The following is a 21,130-nucleotide window of genomic DNA, read 5'->3' as shown; positions in this document are numbered from 1 at the left end:
CGCGTCAGCCTCACGGCCGCCGCAATACTCCGTCAGGGCGGAGGGCCGTGCCTGTCCGGCGCCATCCCGGCCGATCCAGGGCGGACGGTTCATGCCTCGAACGATCTCGATCACGCTCGCCGCGGGCCTCGCACTCCTGGTCGCCGCAGGCCCCGCCGCCGCACAGGCCGGGAAGGCCGAGGCGCCGATCCCGGCCGCGACCCTCGCGCTGATGGCGCAGAAGGGCGTGACGGCCGCCTCGCCGGTCCTGTTCCGGGCCTACAAGAAGGAATCGGAGATCGAGGTCTGGAAGAAGGGGCCGTCCGGCTACGTCTTCATCAAGACCTTTCCGATCTGCCGCTGGTCCGGCCAGCTCGGACCCAAGCGCAAGAGCGGCGACCGGCAGACGCCGGAGGGGTTCTACACGGTGCCACGGCGCCAGATGAATCCGAACTCGCACTATTACCTGTCCTTCGACGTGGGCTACCCCAACGCCTACGACCGCGCCCATGGCGGCACGGGCTCCGCCGTGATGGTCCACGGCATCTGCTCGTCGATGGGTTGCTTCGCCATGACCAACGGCACGGTCGGCGAGATCTACGCCATTGCGCGGGATGCGCTGAACGGCGGGCAGCCCGCCTTCCAGTTCCAGTCCTACCCGTTCCGGATGACCGCCGAGAACATGGCCCGCCACCGGGCCGACCCCAACATCGCCTTCTGGCGCGAGCTCAAGGCCGGCTCCGACCGGTTCGAGGCGAGCCGGGAGGAACTCCAGGTCTCGGTGGTCGCCGGCCGCTACGCCTTCGCCGCCTCCCGGAATCCGGCCGTCGAGGCGGCTGTGACCACGCGCCGGGCGGTGGAGGATGCGCGCATCGCCGCGCTCGCCGAGGCGGGGGAGCCCGCAGTTCGCACCACCTATTCCGACGGCGGCCAGAACGCCTTCTGGGCGGCCTTCACGGCCCGCGGCGGCGCGGTCGGCGACATCAGCCGGCCGGAGGCTCTCGCCTTCGCCGGGCAGGAGGTGGTGGTCGTGCCCGGTCGCCGCGCCGCGCACCCGGTGCCAGAATCCGTCTGGGCGACCTGGGTGGCGCCGGATTCCGTCCTTGCGCCGCGGCGGATGGCTGGCTTCGTCCCGGTCTACGAGCGCGCCCCCGACCCGTTCGGGCGCCTCGCCGCTCCGCTCGCGGCACGCTACGGCGACGGGCTGCCCACGTGGGTCGCGGCCGGTCTCGACGGCCGGGCCTTCGGCCGCCCGAATCTGCATGGATCGGCCTTCGGCGCCCTGGCCGCGGCGGAGGCGCTTTAGGCATGCACCGGCCCCGAGCAGCCGCCCATCCGTGTGCGCAGCCGCACATCACGGCGGTCCCTGGCACACCAATTCATGGTACGGCAGGGGATGAGCGGTACTCTCGCTCCGTCGGCCTGCCGTATTCAGAGCTACCTTCCCGGAACGGCGACGGGGTTTCGATCATAACAGATCGGGACCGCCCGTCCGCAGATTCGTGATCGCCATGTCCAACAGTTCCGAGCCGGCTCGTCCGGCGGCCGACCAGGACCTTATGCTCCGCTTCTGGGGCGTCCGCGGCTCGACCCCCGTCAGCGGCCCGCAATATGCCGAGTTCGGCGGCAGCACGCCCTGCATCGAGGTGCGGTGCGGCCAGCGGATGTTCATCGTCGACGCCGGCTCGGGCATCTACAACCTCGGGCAGGGCCACCGGACCGACCTGCCGCAGGAAGTCGACCTGCTGTTCAGCCACCTGCATCTCGACCACACGGCGGGGCTCCCCTTCTTCAAGCCGGCGGTCCTCGACGCCGAGCGGGTGATCAACACCTATTGCGGCAACCTCGGCGGCGAATCGGCCGGGCCGACCCTCGACCGCCTGTTCGCGCCGCCGCTCTTCCCGGTTACGCTCGACAAGCTGTGCTGCACCTTCCACCATCATGGCTTCGAGGCCGGCCAGACCCTGACCTTCCGGGACGGCACGCGGGTCGACACGATTCCCCTGAACCACCCGCAGGGCTCGGTGGGCTACCGGTTCGAGCATAACGGCCGCCGCCTGTGCCTGATCAGCGACATCGAGCACAGCGATCCCTGGCCGGACCCGGAGCTCGCGGCCTTCGTGGCCGGCGCCGACCTGATGGTCTACGACGGCATGTTCACCGACGGCGAGTATCCGACCTGCCGGGGCTGGGGGCACTCGACGTGGCAGAAGGGCGTCGAGCTGGCTCAGGTCGCCGGCGTCAAGGCGCTGGCCATCATCCACCTGCACCCGGCCCATTCCGACACGGCCCTGCGCGACATGGAGGCCGATCTCCAGGCCGAGATGCCCAGCGCCTTCATCGCCCGGGAGCGCCAGAGCGTCACGGTCGGCGCGCCCCGGACGGTGAGCCGCCGATCGAACAGCCGCCCCGCCGTCCGGGAGCTGCGCCGGCGGGTCAAGGTGGCCTGACCGGCCCGGATCAGGCCGAGCGCCCGGCGGACCGGGCCTTGCGCGTCCGGTTGAACCGGCCCACCGCGAACAGCACGAACAGCGCCGCGCCGATGATCAGGATGCTCCAGCCGTAATTGCTGACGAGCTGCGCGTCGATCGGGTGGCCGATGCGGCCGAGGGCGACGAGGAGCCCGAACACGGCGATCGCCGCAGAGATCAGCATACCAACGATCATCGAGAATCTCCGGCGCGGCGGGCCGGAAAAAATGCGCGGGTCCCGCAGCCGTTCCCGCTCGGACGCACCGGGAAACCCGAAACTTCGGACATCGCCTGATTGCAACGCCCTCGGGCGCCGCACTAAGTAGGCGCCGTGACGGCGCCCCCGGGCGCGCCAGGAGCCCGAGACCACGGCGATGACCGGCCAAGAGACGACGAACGCGCAGGCGACACCGGACAGCGGCCCCGCAACCGCGGCGCCAGGCCCCCTGCGCCCGCAGGACCAGCTCGTGACGATCTTCGGCGGGTCGGGCTTCCTCGGCCGGCACGTGGTGCGGGCGCTCGCCAAGCGCGGCTACCGGATCCGCGTCGCGGTGCGGCGGCCGGACCTCGCGCTGTTCCTGCAGCCGCTGGGGAAGGTCAACCAGATCGTGGCCGTCCAGGCGAACCTGCGCTACCCGGATTCGGTGACCCGGGCCGCCGAGCGGTCGGACGTGCTGATCAACCTCGTCGGCATTCTGCAGGAGACCGGCTCCCAGAGCTTCGCCCGGCTGCAGGTCGAGGGGGCGGACGCCATCGCCCGCGCGGCGGCGCGCCAGGGCGCGCGGATGATCCAGGTCTCGGCGATCGGGGCCGATCCGGCCTCGCCGTCGCTCTATGCCCGCACCAAGGCCGAGGGCGAGACGCGGGTCTTCTCCGCCTGCCCCGACGCGGTGGTGTTCCGGCCGTCGCTGATCTTCGGGCCGGGCGACGGCTTCTTCAACCGCTTCGCCAGCCTCGCCCGGGCGCTGCCGGTCCTGCCGCTCGCCGGCGGCCAGTCGCGCTTCCAGCCGGCCTTCGTGGGCGACGTCGCCGAGGCGATCGCCCGGGCGGTGGACGGCACCGTGGCCGGCGGCAAGGTCTACGAACTCGGCGGCCCGGAGGTGGGCACGCTGGAGCATTTCGTGCGCTACATGCTGAAGACGATCCGGCGCAAGCGCCCGGTCGTGGACCTGCCGCTGCCGGCGGCCAAGCTCCAGGCCCGGCTCCTGGAGATCGCCGACACCCTGACCTTCGGCCTGCTGCCCGACACGCTGAAGCTCACCCGCGATCAGGTCGTCCTGCTCCAGAACGACAACATCGTCTCCGAGGCCGCCAAGGCCGAGGGCCGGACCTTCGAGGGACTGGGGATCATCCCGACCGCCGCCGAGGCGGTGGTGCCGGGCTACCTCTGGACCTTCCGCAAGGCGGGCCAGTTCGCCACCGACCGGGACGAGGAGGTGCTGTCCGAGGTCCCCGACATGCTGGCGCCGAAGCCCATGGCGGACGGCTCGCAGCACCGGCCGAAGACCGCCTCCGGCCCGGCGATCGGGGCGGATGCCGGCGGCTCGCCGGGAACCGTCCAGGGCGGCATGGGCGTGCGCTGGGGAACCCGAACCCAGCGCTAGGCATCCCGGCTCGGCACCGGCGCGCGATCCGTCGCGGACTGAGAGCCTGGCCCGCACCGCACGGTGCCCGCGCCCTCGAACCACGGATCGGCAGGCAGATCGGCAGACAGGTCGTGAGACGCATCCTCGTCACCGGGGCCGCCGGGTTCGTCGGCGGTCATGTTCTGCCCCTCCTCACCGGGGCGGACGTCCGCGTGGCCGGGATCGGGCGCGGGCGACCGCCGTCCCTGCCGGAGGGCGTCACCTACGAGGCGATCGACCTCCTGGATGACGGCGCCCTCGGCGCCTTCGTGGCCCGCTTCCGGCCGACCGCGATCCTGCATCTCGCGGGTCTCGCCTCCGTGGCCGACTCCGCCAACGGGCCGGGTCAGACCTGGCGGGTGAACGTCAACGGCCTCATGAACCTCGTGGCCGCCGTGGAGGCGGTGCCGGGCTGCACGTTCTTCTTCGTCAGTTCCGGCGAGGTCTACGGCAGCGCCTTCCTGGCCGGACACGCCCTCACCGAGGCGGCCGAGCCCCTGCCGCGCAACACCTATGCGCGATCGAAATGGGTCGGCGAGCAGCTGCTGCGCGACCTGCTGCCCCGGATCGGCGTGAAGCTCGTCGTGCTGCGGCCGTTCAACCATATCGGCCCGGGGCAGGACGAGCGCTTCGTCGTGGCCTCGTTCGCGGGTCAGATCGCCCGCATCGAGGCCGGGCTGGTGCCGCCGTGCCTGGAGGTCGGCAACCTCACCTCCCACCGCGACTTCCTGGATGTCGCCGACGTGGCGGCGGCCTATGCCGATCTGATCGGCCGCGCCGATTCCCTGGCGGACGGGAGCGTGTTCAACATCAGCTCCGGCCAGCCGCGGACGATCGCCAGCGTGCTCGACGGGCTGCGCGCCCTGGCCCGGGTGCCGTTCGAGATCCGGATCGCCCCCGAGCGGGTGCGTCCCGCCGAGATCCCGCTCGCCGCGGGCGATGCCGGCCGCCTGCACGCCGCCACCGGCTGGCAGCCGCGGGTCGCGTGGGACGAGGCCCTGACGCGGGTGCTGGACGACGCCCGGGCGCGGCTCAGGGTTTCGCGCGGCGCCGGTTGAGGCGGCCCGTGTCTCTCCTGAGGCCTGTCACGCCTGGCATCCCGCACGGTGAAGGGGGAACCCGTCAGCGTCGCCGCTACCGCACCACCCCCTTCGCCGTGAGCGCGTCGCGCTCCGCCTCCGGATAGTCCAGCTCCTCCGCCAGGATCTCCCCGCTCGACGCGCCGAGCCCCGGCGGCATGCGCCGCACCGGCAGCCGGCGTCCGTCGAGACGGTAGGGCGGCGCGATCACGTGGGCGTTCCCGCCGCCCTCGACCACGAGACCGGCCTCCCGGGCCCGGTCGCAGGTCAGCGCCTCGCGCAGGCCCATCACCTCGCCGCAGGGGATGCCGGCCGCCCGCAGCCGCGCGATCAGCGGCGCGCGCGCCCACTTGGCGAGTTCGGCCTCCAGCACCGGGATGAAGGCGGCGCGGTTCTTCGAGCGGTCGAGGTTGGTGGCAAAGCGCGGGTCGGCGACGAGGTCGGGACGCTCCAGAACCTGCTCGCAGAAGCGGCGGTACTGGCCGTTGTTGCCCACCGTGATCACCACCGGCCCGTCGCCGGCCTCGAACACCCCGTAGGGCACGATCGAGGGATGGGCGTTGCCGTAGCGCGGCGGATCGACGCCCCGGGCCAGCGCCTCAAGGCCGTAATAGGAGGTCAGCGCCACGCCGCAATCGAACAGGGCGAGGTCGATCGCCTTGCCGCGCCCGGTGCGCTCCCGCTGATACAGGGCCGCCAGCACGGCCTGGGCGGCGAACTGCCCGGTGAACAGGTCCACCGCCGCGACCCCGAACTTGAGCGGCGGTCCGCCGGCCTCGCCGTTGAGCGCCATGACGCCGGACTCGCCCTGGACCACGAGGTCGTAGCCGGGCCGGCCGGCCTCCGAGCCATCGGAACTGTAGCCGGCGATCGAGCAGTAGATCAGCCCGGAATTCTCCGCCGAGAGGTCCGCGTAGCCGAGTCCGAGCTTCTCGGCCCCGCCGGTCTTGAAGTTCTGGACCAGCACGTCGCTCTCGCGGGCGAGCGCCTTGACGATCGCCAGCCCCTCCGGCGTGGCGAGGTCGACGCCGATCGAGCGCTTGTTGCGGTTCACGCTGTCGAAATACGAGGTGTTGCCGGGACTCGTCGGCACGCCCCAGTCGCGGGTGTCGTCGCCGCGCTCCGGGTGCTCGACCTTGATCACGTCGGCGCCGAGATCGCCCAGCACCTGCGCGCACCAGGGTCCCGCCAGGACCCGGGACAGGTCGAGGACGCGGATTCCGGCGAGCGGCAGGTCGGCAGCGGCATCCATCGCGAAAGGTCCTCAGGCTCCCATGACGCCGTCGAGGCTGCGCACGGCATCGATGAGTTTGGGGCGCGCCACCTCCAAGAGGAAGCGCGCATCGGTGATGACGGTGGGGGCGCCGCAATTGACCGACATGGGCGGCAGGCCGCCGCCGGGATGGAAGCCCACCGCGATGGCACAGACGGTCTCCTGCCAGTCGCCGAACGAGGTGCAGCAGCCGAGTTCCCGGTGCTCGTCCACCGCCCGGTCGAGACAGGTGCGGAGGGCCGGCCAGGCCACCGGATCGAGCGCCTTCAGATCCTCGTAGATGCCCGCGCGCTCGCGGTCCGGGCAGACCGCCACGTAGGCGCGGCCCATGGCGCTGCGGGCCAGCGAGATGCGCGAGCCGGTGTCGAGATTGAGCGAGATCGCCGCCGGGCCGCGCTGGCAATCGACGTAGCGCATGCTGAGCCGGTCGCGCACGCCGAGGCCCACGGAGGCGTTGGCGGCCTCGGCGACGGCCCGCAGCACCGGGCGGGCGATGGCGCGCACGTCGAGGCCGCCGAGCGCCGCCGAGCTGAGCGCGATGGTCGCCGTGCCGAGCCGGTAGCGGCCGAGCTCGGGCATGTGCTGCAGGTAGCCGAGCTTGGTCAGCGTATAGGTGAGCCGCGACACGGTGGAGCGCGGAAGCCCGCAGGCCTCGGCGATGTCGTGGTTGGCGAGGCTCGTGCGGCCGGGGCCGAAGCAGGCCAGCACCGACAGCCCCCGGGCCAGCGCCGTGACGAAGTGGCGGTCCTCCTTGGGCCCGGCCCCGGCGGCGTCGGGCTCGGCCAGCAGGGTCGTCTCTCCGGCCGTCATCGGCGCAGGAAGGCCGCGAACGCCGCCTGCGCCTCCGGGCCGCGGCGCAGCGCGTGGAACACCTCCGCCTCCTCGGCCAGCGCGCGGGCGACGCTCTCGTCCTGGCCCCGGCGCAGGGCTCGCTTGGTGGCGGCGATCGACACCCGGGGCAGGGCGGCGAGCGCCCGCGCCTTGGCCAGCGCGGTCTCGAGCGCGGTGCCCGCCGGCACGGCGGCGTTGACGAGGCCGGCGGACGCGGCGTCCTCCGCGGTGAAGGGCTCGCCGAGCATCAGCAGCGCTGCGGCGCGCTTCGATCCCGCCACCAGGGGCAGAAGATAGCTCGACCCGCCCTCCGGGCTGAGGCCCAGCGCCGTGAACGGCAAGCGGAACCGGGCACCGGCTCCGGCATAGGCGAGGTCGCAATGGAGCAGCAGCGTCGTGCCGATGCCGACGGCGTGCCCCTCCACCGCGGCCACGACCGGCTTCGCGCACGCGCGCAGGGCCGTGAGGAAGGTGAGGCCGGGGCTGTCGCCTCCGGTCTCCACGTCCTGGAAATCCTTCAGGTCGTTGCCTGCGGTGAAGCAGCCGCCCGCGCCGGTCAGCACGACGGCCCCCACGGCCTCATCGCTCGACACGGCCCCGAAGGTGGCGGTCAGATCCGCGTAGGCCGCCCGGTCGAGGGCGTTGCGCCGCTCCGGCCGGTCGATGGTGACGAGCCGGATCCCGGGCTCCGGATCGGTGACGCGGACGCTCACGGCGCAGCACCGCCCGCGTGATCCGCAGCGTAATCCGCCGAGACTCCGGCCGCCCGCGCCCGCGCCGCCGCGTATTCGCGGGTGAGGCGGGCCACGAGGTCGGCGGTGGCCGGCGCGTCCGCGATGGTGCCGACGCCCTGGCCGGCGCCCCAGACGTCGCGCCACGCCTTCACGCTGCCGCTGCCGAAGTTCATCGCGGTCTTGTCGCGCACCGGCAGCGCCTCGGGATCGAGGCCGGCGGCGCGGATGCTCGGCGTCAGGTAGTTGCCCGGCACGCCCGTAAAGTAGGGGGTGTAGAGGATGTCGGCGGCCGCGCTGCCGGCGATCATGTCCTTGTAGGCGGGGACCGCGTTCGCCTCCCGGGTGGCGATGAACCGGGTGCCCATATAGGCGAGGTCGGCCCCCATGGCCTGGGCCGCCAGGATCGCGGAGCCCGAGGTGATCGCCCCCGACAGGATCAGCGGCCCGTCGTAGAACCGCCGGATCTCGCCGACGAGGGCGAAGGGGCTCAGCGTCCCCGCATGCCCGCCCGCCCCGGTGCAGACCAGGATCAACCCGTCGACGCCGGCCTCCAGGGCCTTCTCGGCGTGGCGCACGTTGGTCACGTCGTGGAACACCACGCCGCCATAGGCGTGGACCGGGCGGATCACCGCGTCCGGCGCCCGCAGCGAGGTGATGATGATCGGCACCCGGTGCCGGACGCAGGCCTCGACGTCCTGCGCCAGACGGTCGTTGGAGGCGTGGACGATCTGGTTCACCGCGAAAGGGGCGATCCGTCTCGCAGGGTCCGCCGCCCGGGCCTCGGCCAGCGTGCGGGTGATCCGCGCGAGCCACTCGTCCAGCAGCTCGGCCGGCCGGGCGTTCAGCGCGGGGAACGACCCGACCACGCCGGCAAGACACTGGGCGATCACCAGCTCCGGCCCGGAGACGATGAACATCGGCGCGCAGATGACCGGCAGGGTGAGCCGGCCGCGCAGGGCTTCGGGCAGGCGGCCGGCCGGGAGCTGTTCGGGACCGTCGCTCACCGCACGCTCCTCGTCGCCCGATCCCGCGCCGAACCGGCACGCCTCGGCCGCTCGCCCCGATCGATGCCGCGCACCGCGATCCTCCCCCTGCCTCAGGCCACCAAGCCGGCGAACGCCCGGCAACGACTGCAGCCGAATTCTGCCGGAGCCGCCCTGATCGCACGCGGCCGGGTCACGGGTCAAACCATCGGGCGGCCCTTCTTCTGCAATGCAGAACAGCGGACCATGCCCGGGCGGATGTCTCGATCCGTCCTTGACGATGGGCCGGCAGCGCACCAACATTCGCCGAGCGACAGACGATTATTCTGCGGTGCAGAACGACAGGGAGTTCGGGGTGGTTCGTCAGGAGGTCGAAGGCGGCGTGGCGGTGCTCACGCTCGCCAACCCGCCGGTCAACGCGCTGGGCGCCGCGCTGCGGGCGGCCCTCGACGAGGCCCTGACGAAAGCCATCGCGGACGCTGCGGTCCGCGCCATCGTGCTGGCCGCCGAGGGCAAGGTCTTCGTCGGCGGCGCCGATATCGGCGAGTTCGGCCAGCCGCAGCGCCCGCCGAGCCTGCCGGACCTGCTGGACCGCCTCGATGCCAGCCCGAAACCGGTGGTGGCGGCCATCGGCGGCGCGGCGCTCGGCGGCGGCCTGGAACTGGCGATGGCCTGTCACGGCCGCGTCGCGGCACCGTCGGCCAAGATCGGCCTGCCGGAAATCAAGCTCGGGATCATCCCGGGGGCGGGGGGCACGCAGCGTCTGCCGCGCCTGATCGGTCCGGACGCCGCCTTCCCGATGATGCTCACCGGCGAGCCCGTCTCCGCCGAGAAGGCGGCGGCGCTCGGGATCGTCGATGCCGTGGTGCTGGGCGACCTCGTGGCCGAGGCCCGCAAGCGGGCGCTGGAGCTCGCCGATTCCGGCGTCCTGCCGCGGGTGCGCGACCGGTCTGAGAAGCTGACGCCGGAGGCGCGCGGACAATTCGAGGCGCAGGCCGCCGAGGCGGTCAAGCGCGATCCCGACGCCACGAACGTGCACGCCCTCGTGCGGGCCGTGCGCGCCGGCCTGGAACAGGATTTCGACGCCGCGGTGGCGGTGGAGCGCGCCGAGTTCCGGGCCCTGGTGGAGGATCCGCGCTCGAAGGCCCTGCGCTACGCCTTCTTCGCCGAGCGCGAGGCGGCCCGGGTGCCCGGCCTGCCGAAGGAGACAGCCCGTCGCCCGATCCAGACGGCCGCCGTGATCGGCGCCGGCACGATGGGCGGCGGCATCGCCATGTGCTTCGCCAATGCCGGCATCCCCGTGACGGTGATCGAGACGGAAGAGGGTGCCCTCGCGCGCGGCCTCGACCGGGTGAAGGGGCTCTACGCCGGCTCGGCCAAGCGCGGCTCGATCACCGAAACTCAGCGCGACGCGCGGGTCGGCCAGATCACCGGGGCGCTCGGCCTGGAGAACGCCCGGGCGGCCGACATCGTCGTCGAGGCGGCCTTCGAGGACATGGGCGTCAAGCGCGAGATCTTTTCGACGCTCGACCAGATCGCGAAGCCCGGCGCGATCCTGGCCACCAACACCTCCTATCTCGACGTGAACGCCATCGCGGCGGTGACGGACCGGCCGCAGGACGTGCTCGGCCTGCACTTCTTCAGCCCGGCCAACGTCATGCGCCTCGTCGAGGTGGTCCGGGCCGAGAAGACCGCCCCGGAGGTCCTCGCCACCGCCCTCGACCTGGGCAAGCGCCTCAACAAGCTGCCGGTGACGGTGGGGGTCTGCTTCGGCTTCGTCGGCAACCGCATGCTGGAGCGCCGCAGCCGGGCCGGCGAGCGGCTGCTGCTCGAGGGCGCGCTGCCCCACGAGGTCGACGCGGCGGTGACCGGGTTCGGCTTCCGGATGGGCCCCTTCGCCATGAGCGACCTCGCGGGGCTCGATATCGGCTGGCGCTCGCGCAAGGATTTCGGCGGACGAGCCCCGGTCGCCGATTCGCTCGCCGAGCAGGGCCGCTACGGTCAGAAGACCGGCCGGGGCTTCTACCTGTACCCGGACGGCGCCCGCACCGGCACGCGGGACCCGGAGGTGGAAGCGCTGATCGCGCGCGTCGCCGCCGAGCACGGCGTCGCGCGCCGCAGCTTCACACCCGAGGAGATCGTCGCCCGGCTGATGTACCCGATGGTCAACGAGGGCGCGCGGATCCTGGAGGAGGGCATCGCGGCCCGGCCCGGCGACATCGATACGATCTGGATCAACGGCTACAACTGGCCGGCCTGGCGCGGCGGCCCGATGCACTGGGCCGACACGGTCGGGCTGAAGACCGTCGCGGAGGCGCTGTCGCGCTTCGCGGCCGAGACCGGCGACGACAGCCAGGAGCCGGCGCCGCTCCTGAAGCGCCTCGCCGCCGAGGGCGGCCGCTTCGCCGACCTGAAGAACGCCTGAGCGGGAGAGAGATCATGACCGACGCGGTGATCGTCTCGACCGCCCGCACGCCCATCGGCAAGGCCCATCGCGGCGCGCTGAACCTCACCCGCGGCGCCGACCTCGCGGCCCACGCGATCCGCGGCGCCCTGGACCGGGCGCGCCTGGAGCCGGCGGCGGTCGAGGAGGTGGTGCTCGGCTGCGGCTATCCGGAGAACGCCACGGGCGGCAACGTCGCCCGCCACGCCGCCCTGGTGGCGGGGATCCCGGTGGACTCGGCCGGCGTCACGGTCTCGCGCTTCTGCGCCTCGGGCCTGGAGGCGATCGCCAGCGCGGCGCGCCGGATCGTCCTCGACGGCGTGCCGGTGGCGGTGGCGGGCGGCGTCGAGTCGATCAGCCTCGTGCAGCCGAAGGTGCAGCGGGAGCTGACCCGCAACGCGTGGCTGGAGGCCCATCTGCCGGCGATCTACATGCCCATGATCGAGACCGCCGACATCGTGGCGGAAAGATACGGCATTTCCCGGGAGGCGCAGGACCAATTCGCCCTGGAGAGCCAGCGCCGCACGGCCGATGCCCAGGCGCGCGGGCTGTTCGACGACGAGATCGTTCCGATGTCCGCCGTGATGGCGGTGACCGACAAGGCCACCGGCGAGACCCGGGAGGTCGAGACGCGGCTCGCCAAGGACGAGGGCAACCGGCCGGACACGACCCTGGAGGGTCTGTCCAAGCTCAAGCCCGTGCGCGGGGAGGGCGCCTTCATCACGGCGGGCAACGCCAGCCAGCTCTCGGACGGGGCCTCGGCCAGTGTGCTGATGTCGGCCGACGAGGCGGCGCGGCGCGGTCTCGAACCGCTGGGCACCTTCCGGGGCTTCGCCTCGGCGGGCTGCGGCCCGGACGAGATGGGCATCGGGCCGGTCTTCGCGGTGCCGCGGCTCCTCGAGCGCCAGGGCCTGCGCGTCGCCGACATCGACCTGTGGGAGCTGAACGAGGCGTTCGCGTCCCAGTCGGTCTACTGCCGCGACACGCTCGGGATCGATCCCGACAAGGTCAACGTCAACGGCGGCGCGATCGCGGTCGGCCACCCGTTCGGCATGTCGGGGGCACGGCTCGTGGGCCACGCCCTGCTGGAGGGCCGCCGCCGCGGCGCGCGCTACGCCGTCGTGACCATGTGCGTCGCCGGCGGCCAGGGCTGCGCCGGCCTGTTCGAGATCGCCCGGAGCTGAACCGATGGACCTGCGCTTCACCGACGAGGAAATCGCGTTCCGCGACGAGGTCCGGCGCTTCTGCCGGACGGAGATCCCGGCGGAGATCCGCAAGAAGGTCTCGGAAGGGCGCAGCCTCTCGAAGGACGACTACGTCACCAGCCAGCGGATCCTCAACGCCAAGGGCTGGGCGGTGCCGCACTGGCCGCAGGAATGGGGCGGCCGGGATTGGACCCCGATCCAGCGCTACATCTACACGGAGGAGCTGTTCCAGGCGGCGGTGCCACTGCCGCAGCAATTCAACTGCTACATGTTCGGCCCGGTGCTGGCGACCTTCGGCCGGCAGGACCAGAAGGCGCGCTTCCTTCCGCGCGCCGCCAATCTCGACGACTGGTGGTGCCAGGGCTTCTCCGAGCCCGGCGCCGGCTCGGACCTCGCCTCGCTCAAGACCAAGGCGGTGCGCGACGGCGACCACTACGTCGTCGACGGCCAAAAGACCTGGACGACGCTGGGCCAGCATGCCGACTGGATCTTCTGCCTCGTGCGCACCGATTTCGAGGCCAAGAAGCAGCGCGGCATCTCGTTCCTGCTGATCGACATGAAGACCCCCGGCATCACCGTGCGGCCGATCCTCACCCTGGAGGGCCGGCACGAAGTCAACGAAGTCTTCTTCGATTCCGTCCGCGTGCCCGTCGAGAACCTCGTGGGCGAGGAGAACCGGGGCTGGGATTACGCGAAGTTCCTGCTCGCCAACGAGCGGACCGGCATCGCCCGGATCGGGCTGACCAAGGAGCGGATCGCCCGGATCAAGCGGCTGGCCCGGGAGATGCCGGCCGGACCCGGCACGATGTGGGACGATCCCGCCTTCCGGTCTCGCGTCGCGGAGGTCGAGGTCGAGCTGAAGGCCCTGGAGATCACGCAGATGCGGGTCGCCGCCAAGCAGGGCCGGGCGGATTCGGTGGAGCCGGACCCGGCTTCCTCGCTCCTCAAGATCCGCGGCTCGCAGCTCCAGCAGGCGGCGACCGAGCTGCTGGTGGAACTCGCCGGCCCCTTCGCCCTCGCGGCCCCGGCGCGGGGCGCGGGCGCCAACAACCTGCCCGGGGGCTTCGACTGGGTCGATGCCGCCGCGCCGAGCTACTTCAACAACCGCAAGGTCTCGATCTACGGCGGCTCGAACGAGATCCAGCACAACGTCATCGCCAAGGGCATTCTGGGGCTGTGAGCGATTTCCCCTCCCCCTTGCGGGGAGGGGTCAGGGGTGGGGGTGGTTGAGGATCGAGCGCCGCGGTGCCTTCCGCACCACCCCCACCTCCGGCTCCTCCCCGCAAGGGGGAGGAGAGGGGGTAGAGGAACATCACCATGGATTTCGACCTGAACGAGGACCAGTCGCTCCTGCGCGACAGCGTCGAGCGGCTCTCCGCCGACCTCTACCCGTCGCTGGAGAGCCGGCAGGCGCGGCTGAAGGCGCCGCTCGGCTTCCCCGCCGAGGGCTGGGCCGCCTTCGCGGAACTCGGCGTCACCGGCCTGCCCTTCTCGGAAGAGGAGGGCGGGTTCGGCGGCGGTCCGGTGGAGACCATGCTGGTCATGGAGGCGGTGGGCCGCAACCTCGTGGTCGAGCCCCTGCTCGCCAGCCTCGTGCTCGGCTCCACGGCCCTGCGGCTCGGCGGCAGCGCCGCGCAGAAGGAGCGCCTCGTCCCGGGTCTCGTCGGCGGCGACCTGCGCCTGACCCTCGCCCACACCGAGCGCCAGTCCCGCTACGACCTCGCGGACGTCGCGACGACGGCCCGGCGCTCGGGCGACGGGTTCGTGCTGAGCGGAGCGAAGAGCGTGGTGCCCAATGCCGACGCGGCCGGCCTGATGGTGGTCTCCGCCCGCGTCTCGGGAGAACGGCGCGACCCGCAGGGGATCGGGCTGTTCCTGGTCCCCACCGATGCCGCCGGCCTCGCGATCGAGGCCTATCCGACCCAGGATGGCGGCCGGGCCGCGGAGGTCTCCTTCTCGGAGGTGCAGCTCCCGGCCGACGCGGCCCTCGGAGATCCGGACGCAGGCCTGCCGCTCCTGGAGCGGGTGGTGGAGCACGGCATCGCGGCGCTGGCCGCCGAGGCGGTCGGCTCCATGGACGCGCTCCACAAGCTCACGGTCGAGTATCTCAAGACCCGCAAGCAGTTCGGCGTCAGCGTCGGATCGTTCCAGGCCCTGCAGCACCGGGCGGTCGACATGCTGATCCAGCTCGAACAGGCCCGCTCGATGGCGCTCTACGCCGCCATGATGGTGGACACGCCCGACGCGCAGGCGCGGGCCGCGGCCCTGTCGGCCGTGAAGGTGCAGATCAACAAGGCCTGCCGTTACGTCGGCCAGGAAGCGGTCCAGCTCCACGGCGGAATCGGCATGACCCTGGAATACATCGGGGCGCACCACTTCAAGCGGCTCGCCATGATCGAGTACCAGCTCGGCGACACCGCCCATCACCTGCGCCGGATCACGCAGGACGAGAACGGGCTGCTGGCGGCATAGGGAGGATGGCGCCCGGTGCAAGACCGTTCCTGATCGTCTCACGCGCAGCGATCCGGTGAAACGCCATTGCCCGGGCAGCGAGAAATACAGATTTTCATTTCGTTGACCGCTGCCGACCCGATCATAAACTCGGCCGTTCCTGGAAATGCCCGCGCCGCGCGAGCATCAATCCGCGACAGGCCCCATGCGCATCGCATTCTCCGCCCGTTCCGTCGGCCACCGGCTGGCGGCCTCCGTCCTGGTCGTCGCCGTGGCGCTGGGGTCAGCGGCGGCGTTCGCGGCCGACACGGTCGTCCTGCGGGTCGGCGATCAGAAGGGTGGGAACCGGTCGCTCCTGGAGATCGCCGGCACCGCGAGGGATCTGCCCTATCGGATCGAGTGGTCGGAATTCCCCGCCGCTGCACCGATCCTGGAGGCACTCAACGCGGGCGCCCTCGACGTCGGCTACACCGGCGATCTCTCCTTCCTCACGGTCTTCGCCGCGGGCGCACCGATCAAGGCGATCGGCGGCACCAGGTCGAACCCGCGGACGCAGGCCATCCTGGTCCGCCAGGATTCGACGATCCGCTCGGCCGCCGATCTCAAGGGCAAGCGGCTGGCCGGCACCCGCGGCGGCTGGGGCCAGTTCCTGATCAGCGCGACGCTGGAGAAGGCGGGGATCGCGCCGTCGGAGGCCAGCTTCGCCCCGCTGAACCCCGTCGACGCCAAGGTCGCGCTGATGGCCGGCTCGGTGGATGCCTGGGCGGTCTGGGAACCCTACGTCTCGTTCGCGACGCTGAAGGATCACGCCCGCCCGGTCGCCGACGGGACAGATCTGACCCCGACCATCACCTTAATCGTCGCGTCGGACGCCGCCATCGCCACCAAACGGGCCGCCGTGCAGGACTTCCTGAACCGCCTGAGCAAGGCGCGGCTCTGGTCGCTGGACCACCTCGATGAGTATGCCCGCAGCACGGCCGGCCTGACCAAGCTGCCCGAAGACGTCCTGCGCGCGGCCTATACGGCGCAGCGGACCGGCCCGATCGCGATCGACGACGGCGTCGTGAGGGAGGTTCAGGAGGCTGCAGATCGGGCCACGCGGTACGGCATCCTGTCGAAGACGCTCGATGTCGGCCGGGCCGTCGACCGGAGCTTCACGACCGCGGCCTCGAACTGAGGCCCAGCGCCCGGCGATTTTTGCGGCACCGCGGGAGCTTCGCTGTTTCCGACACGTTCACCAGGGGCTCCCCGCCGCGGCACCTGCCCGGCGGGTCGCGCTCCGGAGTGTCCATGTCCGTTTCCCCAAGTCCCGCACCGCAACGTCCCGCATCGCAGGCGCGTGTGACCCGCTCGCGCATCGAGGAAGGCCAGCCTTACCCCCTCGGTGCCACCTGGGACGGGCTTGGGGTCAATTTCGCGCTGTTCTCGGCCCACGCCACCAAGGTCGAACTCTGCCTGTTCGACGACCAGGGCGAGCGGGAGATCGAGCGGATCGACCTGCCCGAATACACGGACGAGATCTGGCACGGCTACCTGCCCGACGCCCGCCCCGGCACGATCTACGGCTACCGGGTCCACGGTCCCTACGAGCCGAAGGCGGGCCATCGCTTCAACCCCAACAAGCTGCTGATCGACCCCTACGCCAAGGGACTCGTCGGCTCGATCACCTGGAACCCGGCCCTGTTCGGCTACCAGATGGAATCGGGCGATGACCTCACCTTCGACGAGCGGGACAGCGCCCCCTACACCCGCCGCTCCCGGGTGATCGACCCGGCCTTCACCTGGGGGCGGCATCGCAAGCCGCTGATCCCCTGGGAGAAGACCATCGTGTACGAGGCCCACGTCAAGGGCATGACCAAGCTCGATCCGCGGGTCCCCGAGAAGCTGCGCGGCACCTATGCCGGCCTCGGCACGAGGGACGTGCTCGACTACATCAAGAGCCTCGGCGTCACCTCGGTGGAGCTGCTGCCGGTCCATTCCTTCGTGCAGGACGATTACCTCCAGCAGAAGGACCTCGTGAACTACTGGGGCTACAACACGATCTCGTTCTTCACCCCCGCCCGGCGCTACGCCGCCGTGCCGGACTTCGCCTTCTCCGAGTTCAAGGAGATGGTCTCCCGCTTCCACGGCGCCGGCCTCGAGGTGATCCTCGACGTGGTCTACAACCACACCGCCGAGGGCAACGAGAAGGGCCCGACCCTGTCGTTCAAGGGGGTCGACAACGCATCCTACTACCGGCTGCTGCCGAACGAGCCGCGCTACTACATCAACGACACCGGCACCGGGAACACCTTCAACCTGTCGCATCCGCGGGTGCTGCAGCTCGTGACCGACTCCCTGCGCTACTGGGCGCAGGAGATGCAGGTGGACGGGTTCCGCTTCGACCTCGCCACGATCCTGGGCCGCGAGCCCTACGGCTTCGATGAGGGTGGCGGCTTCCTCGACACCTGCCGGCAGGACCCGGTGCTCAACAACGTCAAGCTGATCGCCGAGCCCTGGGATTGCGGCCCCGGCGGCTACCAGGTCGGCGGCTTCCCGCCCGGCTGGGCCGAGTGGAACGACCGGTTCCGCGACGACGTGCGCGCCTACTGGAAGGGCGATGGCGGGCTGCTGCCGGACCTCGCGGCGCGCATCGCCGGCTCGGCCGACAAGTTCAACAAGCGCGGGCGCAAGCCCTGGGCCTCGGTGAACTTCCTCACCGCCCATGACGGCTTCACCCTGCACGACACGGTCTCGTACAACGACAAGCACAACGAGGCGAACGGCGAGGGCAACCGCGACGGTCACTCGCACAACCTCTCGTACAATTACGGGGTGGAGGGCGCCACGGACGATCCCGAGATCCGGGCGGTGCGGCTGCGCCAGATGCGCAACATGCTGGCGACGCTGTTCCTGTCCCGCGGCACGCCGATGCTGCTGGCCGGCGACGAGTTCGCGCGGACCCAGAAGGGCAACAACAACGCCTATTGCCAGGACAACGACGTCTCCTGGCTCGACTGGGAGGCGATCGGGGAGGAGGAGCGGGACCTCGCCGAATTCACGCAGCGCCTGATCATCCTGCGCAACGCCCTGCCGATCCTGAGCCGCGGGCGGTTCCTCACCGGACAGTACGACGAGGAGTTCGGCGTCAGGGACGTGGCGTGGCTGCGCCCGGACGGAAGCGAGATGACGCCCGAGAACTGGACCGACGGCGGCGCCCGCGCCTTCGCGGTTCAGCTTGACGGGCGCGCCCAGGCCACCGGCCTGCACCGCCGCGGCGGCGACGCGACCCTGCTGATCATGTTCAACGCCTACCACGACCTCGTGACGTTCTCGCTGCCGGAGTCGGTCGGCGGCGTGGCCTGGACGCGGCTCCTCGACACCAACCTGCCCGACAGCCAGGACGTGGAGAGCTTCAAGTTCGGCTCCGGCTACGACGTGACCGGGCGCTCGCTGCTGATGTTCGTTCTGAAGCCGGAGGACAGCCCCGGCGACGGCGACAACGCCATGGAGCGCTCGTACCAGCACGTGATGCAGGCGTTCGAGCGCGCGAACGTGGAGCATGTCCGCTTCCACCTCGACACCGAGGGCTGAGGCCGGCGGCCGGGCGGTTTTCGCGCTGCCCGGCCCGGCGTGCCTTGCGCGCGGCGGCACACCCGGCTAACAGCACGGCACCGCGCGGCCCTGGCCGCGCCCGGCGGCCCACGGGCGCGCCCGGGCGCCCGGTCCGCGGACGGAGGGGTGGCCGAGTGGTTGAAGGCGCACGCCTGGAAAGTGTGTATACCGGAAACGGTATCGCGGGTTCGAATCCCGCTCCCTCCGCCAGCTACCTGTTCGTAGCCATTCGCCACAGACCGCTAAAGCACTCCAAAACCTAGGTAATCAGCAGTCCGCCTTTCGCGGCAGTTCGCTGGCATTCGCCCAAATCCGCGTTTATGATGTGGATAGCGTCATGGGTGCGAATGCCATGCTGGGCAAGCTCACCGCCCTCGGTGTCACCAAGCTGAAGATCCCCGGCATGTACGGGGACGGGGGCGGCCTGTGGCTGCAGGTGTCCGGCAAGGGTGGGAAGAGCTGGGTTTTCCGGTACACCCTGCGCGGAAAATCCCGGGAGATGGGGCTCGGGCCGGTCAGCACGTTCTCTTTGGCCGAGGCCCGCGACAAGGCCCTGACCTGTCGGAAGCTCTGCTACGAGGGCATCGACCCGATCGAGATGCGGCGCGGGCAGCGTCAGGAGGCCGCCGTAGAGGCCGCGAAGGCGATTACCTTCCGCACCTGCGCCGAGGCCTACATCGAGGCTCACAAGGCCGGCTGGCGCAACGACAAGCACGCCGCGCAGTGGACCGCGACGCTGGCGACCTATGCCTTCCCGGTGTTCGGGGATCTGCCGGTGCAGGCCGTCGACACCGGCTTGGTGCTGAAGGCCCTGGAGGCGATCTGGATCACGAAGCCGGAGACGGCGACGCGGGTGAGGGGACGCATTGAGTCGGTGCTGGATTGGGCCGCGACCCGCGGCTACCGGCGCGGCGAGAACCCGGCCCGCTGGAAGGGCCACCTCCAGAACTTGTTGCCGAAGCGATCCAAGGTGCGGAAGGTCGAGCATCACGCCGCCCTGCCGTTCAAGGACGTGCCGGGGTTCATGAAGGCCGTGGCCGCGCAGCCCGGCGTCGCGTCGAAGCTGATGGCCTTCACGATCCTGACGGCCGCGCGCACGGGCGAGGCGCTGGGCGCCCGCTGGGATGAGATCGACCTGGAAGCCGGGATCTGGACCGTGCCGGCCGAGCGGATGAAGGCTGGCGCCGAACACCGTGTGCCGCTCTCGCCCGCCGCGCTGGCGATCCTCGGCGAGATGCAGGGCCTCGACAGCACCTTCGTGTTCCCCGGAGGTCGGCGCGGGAAGCCGCTCTCCAACATGGCCATGCTGACGTTGCTCCGACGGATGGAGCGGCCCGACCTGACGGTTCACGGGTTCCGTAGCTCGTTCCGAGACTGGGCCTCCGAGACCACGGACTTCCCGTCCGAAGTGGTGGAGATGGCGCTCGCCCATACCGTTGAGTCCAAGGTGGAGAGGGCCTACCGGCGCGGCGACCTGTTTGAGAAGCGGCGCGACCTGATGGGAGCATGGTCTACCCATTGCTTGGCCCGGCTCACATCCGACTGATCAGCATGCGACAAGCTTCCCCTCTAGCGCAGCGCACGCACGACTGGATCGCTGGCGTTCTCAACGCGATCGAGGAAAAGGCTGGTGAGCTTACGCCTACAGCGGAGTCGCTTGCTGAACGCTCGACTTGGTCGTCGGTAGCTGAAGCAGGACGACGGCTTCTTGGGACAGCAGACCGATTGATACAGTCGGATCCAGAAAATGCTGAGGCCATCGTACTTGACCTCGCAGTCATGTTGCGGGGACTGCTGGAGGGGTCTCGCTTCCTCGCCGACGCGGAGATTGAGTTGTCAGCTCCGTCCGTGCAGGCGGCCAAAGCGCGGGCAGCACGTCAGAACAGCCCGGAAGAGCGCGCGCTACTGCGGGCGGTGAGACAGGCAGTCCAGAACAAAAGTTACAAGCAGATCGCGGCAAGGGGTGCGGCCTCTCTTATCCTGAGCCAGGTCAACAAATCCCTGGCGCAGGCTGGCTTCAAAGAGGTGAGTGTCGACGCGGTTCGAAGACGGCTTGCCAATCTGCGCTCTTAAGAACGCAGTATTTATTTCGCGCGCTCTTAAGAACGCGCATTTCGGACGCTTGCTCTACTAAGCGCCCAACCACAGTATTCGCCTGTCTTCGCTGGATTGCCGGCGAAATCAGAGGACAAGAGCCATGAATACCGAAAGGTTTCAGGCGGTGCAGGGAGACCTGCGTCCGTCGACGGGGAAGCTTTTGCACCGGCCCAACGAGGTCCGCGAGGCGCTCGGCATCGGCACCACCACGCTCTACCGCCTGATCGGGCAGGGCAAACTGAAGGTGGTGAAGATCGGATCCGCGACACGGATCACCGACGACTCCCTGCGGGCCTTCGCGGCCTCTCTAGAGACGGAGGCCGCGTAGACGAATGGCGTCCAGAAAAGGTGAAGCCCGCACGGCT

Annotated in this window: 18 protein-coding genes and 1 tRNA gene; 14 read left to right on the top strand and 5 right to left on the bottom strand. The window is 70.7% G+C overall.

Annotation, left to right across the window (positions count from 1 at the left end):
* Positions 1 to 91 precede the first annotated feature (91 nt).
* Together MMSR116_RS24740 and MMSR116_RS24735 are read left to right on the top strand one after the other, a co-directional pair.
* The gene (locus MMSR116_RS24740; protein ID WP_010685543.1) at positions 92 to 1,285 is read left to right on the top strand and encodes a L,D-transpeptidase family protein; all 1,194 of its coding nucleotides are present in this window, start codon (positions 92 to 94) and stop codon (positions 1,283 to 1,285) included.
* Between the two features lie 205 nt (positions 1,286 to 1,490).
* The gene (locus tag MMSR116_RS24735; RefSeq protein WP_010685542.1) at positions 1,491 to 2,429 is read left to right on the top strand and encodes an MBL fold metallo-hydrolase; all 939 of its coding nucleotides are present in this window, start codon (positions 1,491 to 1,493) and stop codon (positions 2,427 to 2,429) included.
* Positions 2,430 to 2,439: 10 nt separating this feature from the next.
* Here MMSR116_RS24735 and MMSR116_RS24730 read toward each other — a convergent pair whose 3' ends face one another.
* Positions 2,440 to 2,646, bottom strand: coding sequence for a hypothetical protein (locus tag MMSR116_RS24730; RefSeq protein WP_010685541.1), 207 nt, complete (start codon positions 2,644 to 2,646; stop codon positions 2,440 to 2,442).
* Between the two features lie 178 nt (positions 2,647 to 2,824).
* On the opposite strand from MMSR116_RS24730, the gene MMSR116_RS24725 reads away from it, so the two are divergent.
* Positions 2,825 to 4,054: a complex I NDUFA9 subunit family protein gene (locus tag MMSR116_RS24725; RefSeq protein ID WP_010685540.1), complete on the top strand. Its 1,230-nt coding sequence runs from the start codon at positions 2,825 to 2,827 to the stop codon at positions 4,052 to 4,054.
* A 113-nt stretch (positions 4,055 to 4,167) separates the two neighbouring features.
* Entirely contained in the window at positions 4,168 to 5,133 is a 966-nt protein-coding gene (locus tag MMSR116_RS24720; RefSeq protein ID WP_010685539.1) for an NAD-dependent epimerase/dehydratase family protein, read from the top strand.
* Between the two features lie 76 nt (positions 5,134 to 5,209).
* Here the strand turns inward: MMSR116_RS24720 and MMSR116_RS24715 are convergent, their stop codons facing one another.
* From MMSR116_RS24715 to MMSR116_RS24700, 4 genes are read right to left on the bottom strand one after another with little or no spacing between them, the layout of a single operon-like run.
* Positions 5,210 to 6,406, bottom strand: coding sequence for a CaiB/BaiF CoA transferase family protein (locus MMSR116_RS24715; protein WP_010685538.1), 1,197 nt, complete (start codon positions 6,404 to 6,406; stop codon positions 5,210 to 5,212).
* A gap of 12 nt (positions 6,407 to 6,418) precedes the next feature.
* Positions 6,419 to 7,237, bottom strand: coding sequence for an IclR family transcriptional regulator (locus MMSR116_RS24710; protein WP_010685537.1), 819 nt, complete (start codon positions 7,235 to 7,237; stop codon positions 6,419 to 6,421).
* Positions 7,234 to 7,971, bottom strand: a complete 738-nt coding sequence (locus tag MMSR116_RS24705; protein WP_010685536.1) for an enoyl-CoA hydratase/isomerase family protein — start codon at positions 7,969 to 7,971, stop codon at positions 7,234 to 7,236. The genes MMSR116_RS24710 and MMSR116_RS24705 overlap by 4 nt, the downstream gene beginning before the upstream one ends.
* Positions 7,968 to 8,996 carry an NAD(P)H-dependent flavin oxidoreductase gene (locus MMSR116_RS24700; RefSeq protein WP_010685535.1) on the bottom strand — a complete coding sequence of 343 codons (1,029 nt, stop codon included), beginning with the start codon at positions 8,994 to 8,996 and terminating at the stop codon, positions 7,968 to 7,970. The genes MMSR116_RS24705 and MMSR116_RS24700 overlap by 4 nt, the downstream gene beginning before the upstream one ends.
* 334 nt (positions 8,997 to 9,330) lie before the next feature.
* Here MMSR116_RS24700 and MMSR116_RS24695 point away from each other — a divergent pair, with 334 nt between their 5' ends.
* The 10 genes from MMSR116_RS24695 to MMSR116_RS24650 all read left to right on the top strand — a co-directional run bounded on the left by MMSR116_RS24695 (position 9,331) and on the right by MMSR116_RS24650 (position 21,093).
* Positions 9,331 to 11,400 (top strand): 3-hydroxyacyl-CoA dehydrogenase NAD-binding domain-containing protein, encoded by a 2,070-nt coding sequence (locus MMSR116_RS24695; RefSeq protein ID WP_010685534.1) that lies wholly within the window; start codon positions 9,331 to 9,333, stop codon positions 11,398 to 11,400.
* A 14-nt stretch (positions 11,401 to 11,414) separates the two neighbouring features.
* Positions 11,415 to 12,602 carry an acetyl-CoA C-acyltransferase gene (locus MMSR116_RS24690; RefSeq protein WP_010685533.1) on the top strand — a complete coding sequence of 396 codons (1,188 nt, stop codon included), beginning with the start codon at positions 11,415 to 11,417 and terminating at the stop codon, positions 12,600 to 12,602.
* A gap of 4 nt (positions 12,603 to 12,606) precedes the next feature.
* The gene (locus tag MMSR116_RS24685; RefSeq protein ID WP_010685532.1) at positions 12,607 to 13,803 is read left to right on the top strand and encodes an acyl-CoA dehydrogenase family protein; all 1,197 of its coding nucleotides are present in this window, start codon (positions 12,607 to 12,609) and stop codon (positions 13,801 to 13,803) included.
* 137 nt (positions 13,804 to 13,940) lie between these two features.
* Positions 13,941 to 15,095, top strand: coding sequence for an acyl-CoA dehydrogenase family protein (locus MMSR116_RS24680; protein ID WP_010685531.1), 1,155 nt, complete (start codon positions 13,941 to 13,943; stop codon positions 15,093 to 15,095).
* A 184-nt stretch (positions 15,096 to 15,279) separates the two neighbouring features.
* Positions 15,280 to 16,251 carry an ABC transporter substrate-binding protein gene (locus MMSR116_RS24675; protein ID WP_010685530.1) on the top strand — a complete coding sequence of 324 codons (972 nt, stop codon included), beginning with the start codon at positions 15,280 to 15,282 and terminating at the stop codon, positions 16,249 to 16,251.
* 113 nt (positions 16,252 to 16,364) lie between these two features.
* A complete protein-coding gene (glgX, locus tag MMSR116_RS24670; protein ID WP_010685529.1) occupies positions 16,365 to 18,647 on the top strand; it encodes a glycogen debranching protein GlgX in 2,283 nt (760 codons plus the stop codon).
* Positions 18,648 to 18,788: 141 nt separating this feature from the next.
* Positions 18,789 to 18,878: transfer RNA gene (locus tag MMSR116_RS24665), tRNA-Ser, on the top strand.
* A 127-nt stretch (positions 18,879 to 19,005) separates the two neighbouring features.
* Positions 19,006 to 20,214: a phage integrase central domain-containing protein gene (locus tag MMSR116_RS24660; RefSeq protein ID WP_010685528.1), complete on the top strand. Its 1,209-nt coding sequence runs from the start codon at positions 19,006 to 19,008 to the stop codon at positions 20,212 to 20,214.
* Entirely contained in the window at positions 20,175 to 20,741 is a 567-nt protein-coding gene (locus MMSR116_RS24655; protein ID WP_158169129.1) for a hypothetical protein, read from the top strand. Before MMSR116_RS24660 ends, MMSR116_RS24655 begins: the two co-directional genes overlap by 40 nt.
* A gap of 124 nt (positions 20,742 to 20,865) precedes the next feature.
* The gene (locus MMSR116_RS24650; protein WP_010685526.1) at positions 20,866 to 21,093 is read left to right on the top strand and encodes a helix-turn-helix domain-containing protein; all 228 of its coding nucleotides are present in this window, start codon (positions 20,866 to 20,868) and stop codon (positions 21,091 to 21,093) included.
* The last annotated feature ends 37 nt before the right edge of the window (positions 21,094 to 21,130 follow it).

This window comes from Methylobacterium mesophilicum SR1.6/6, assembly GCF_000364445.2.
Lineage (GTDB): Bacteria > Pseudomonadota > Alphaproteobacteria > Rhizobiales > Beijerinckiaceae > Methylobacterium > Methylobacterium mesophilicum_A.
Note: the sequence above shows the minus strand (reverse complement) of the source record. Positions and strands in the feature narration are given on the sequence as shown.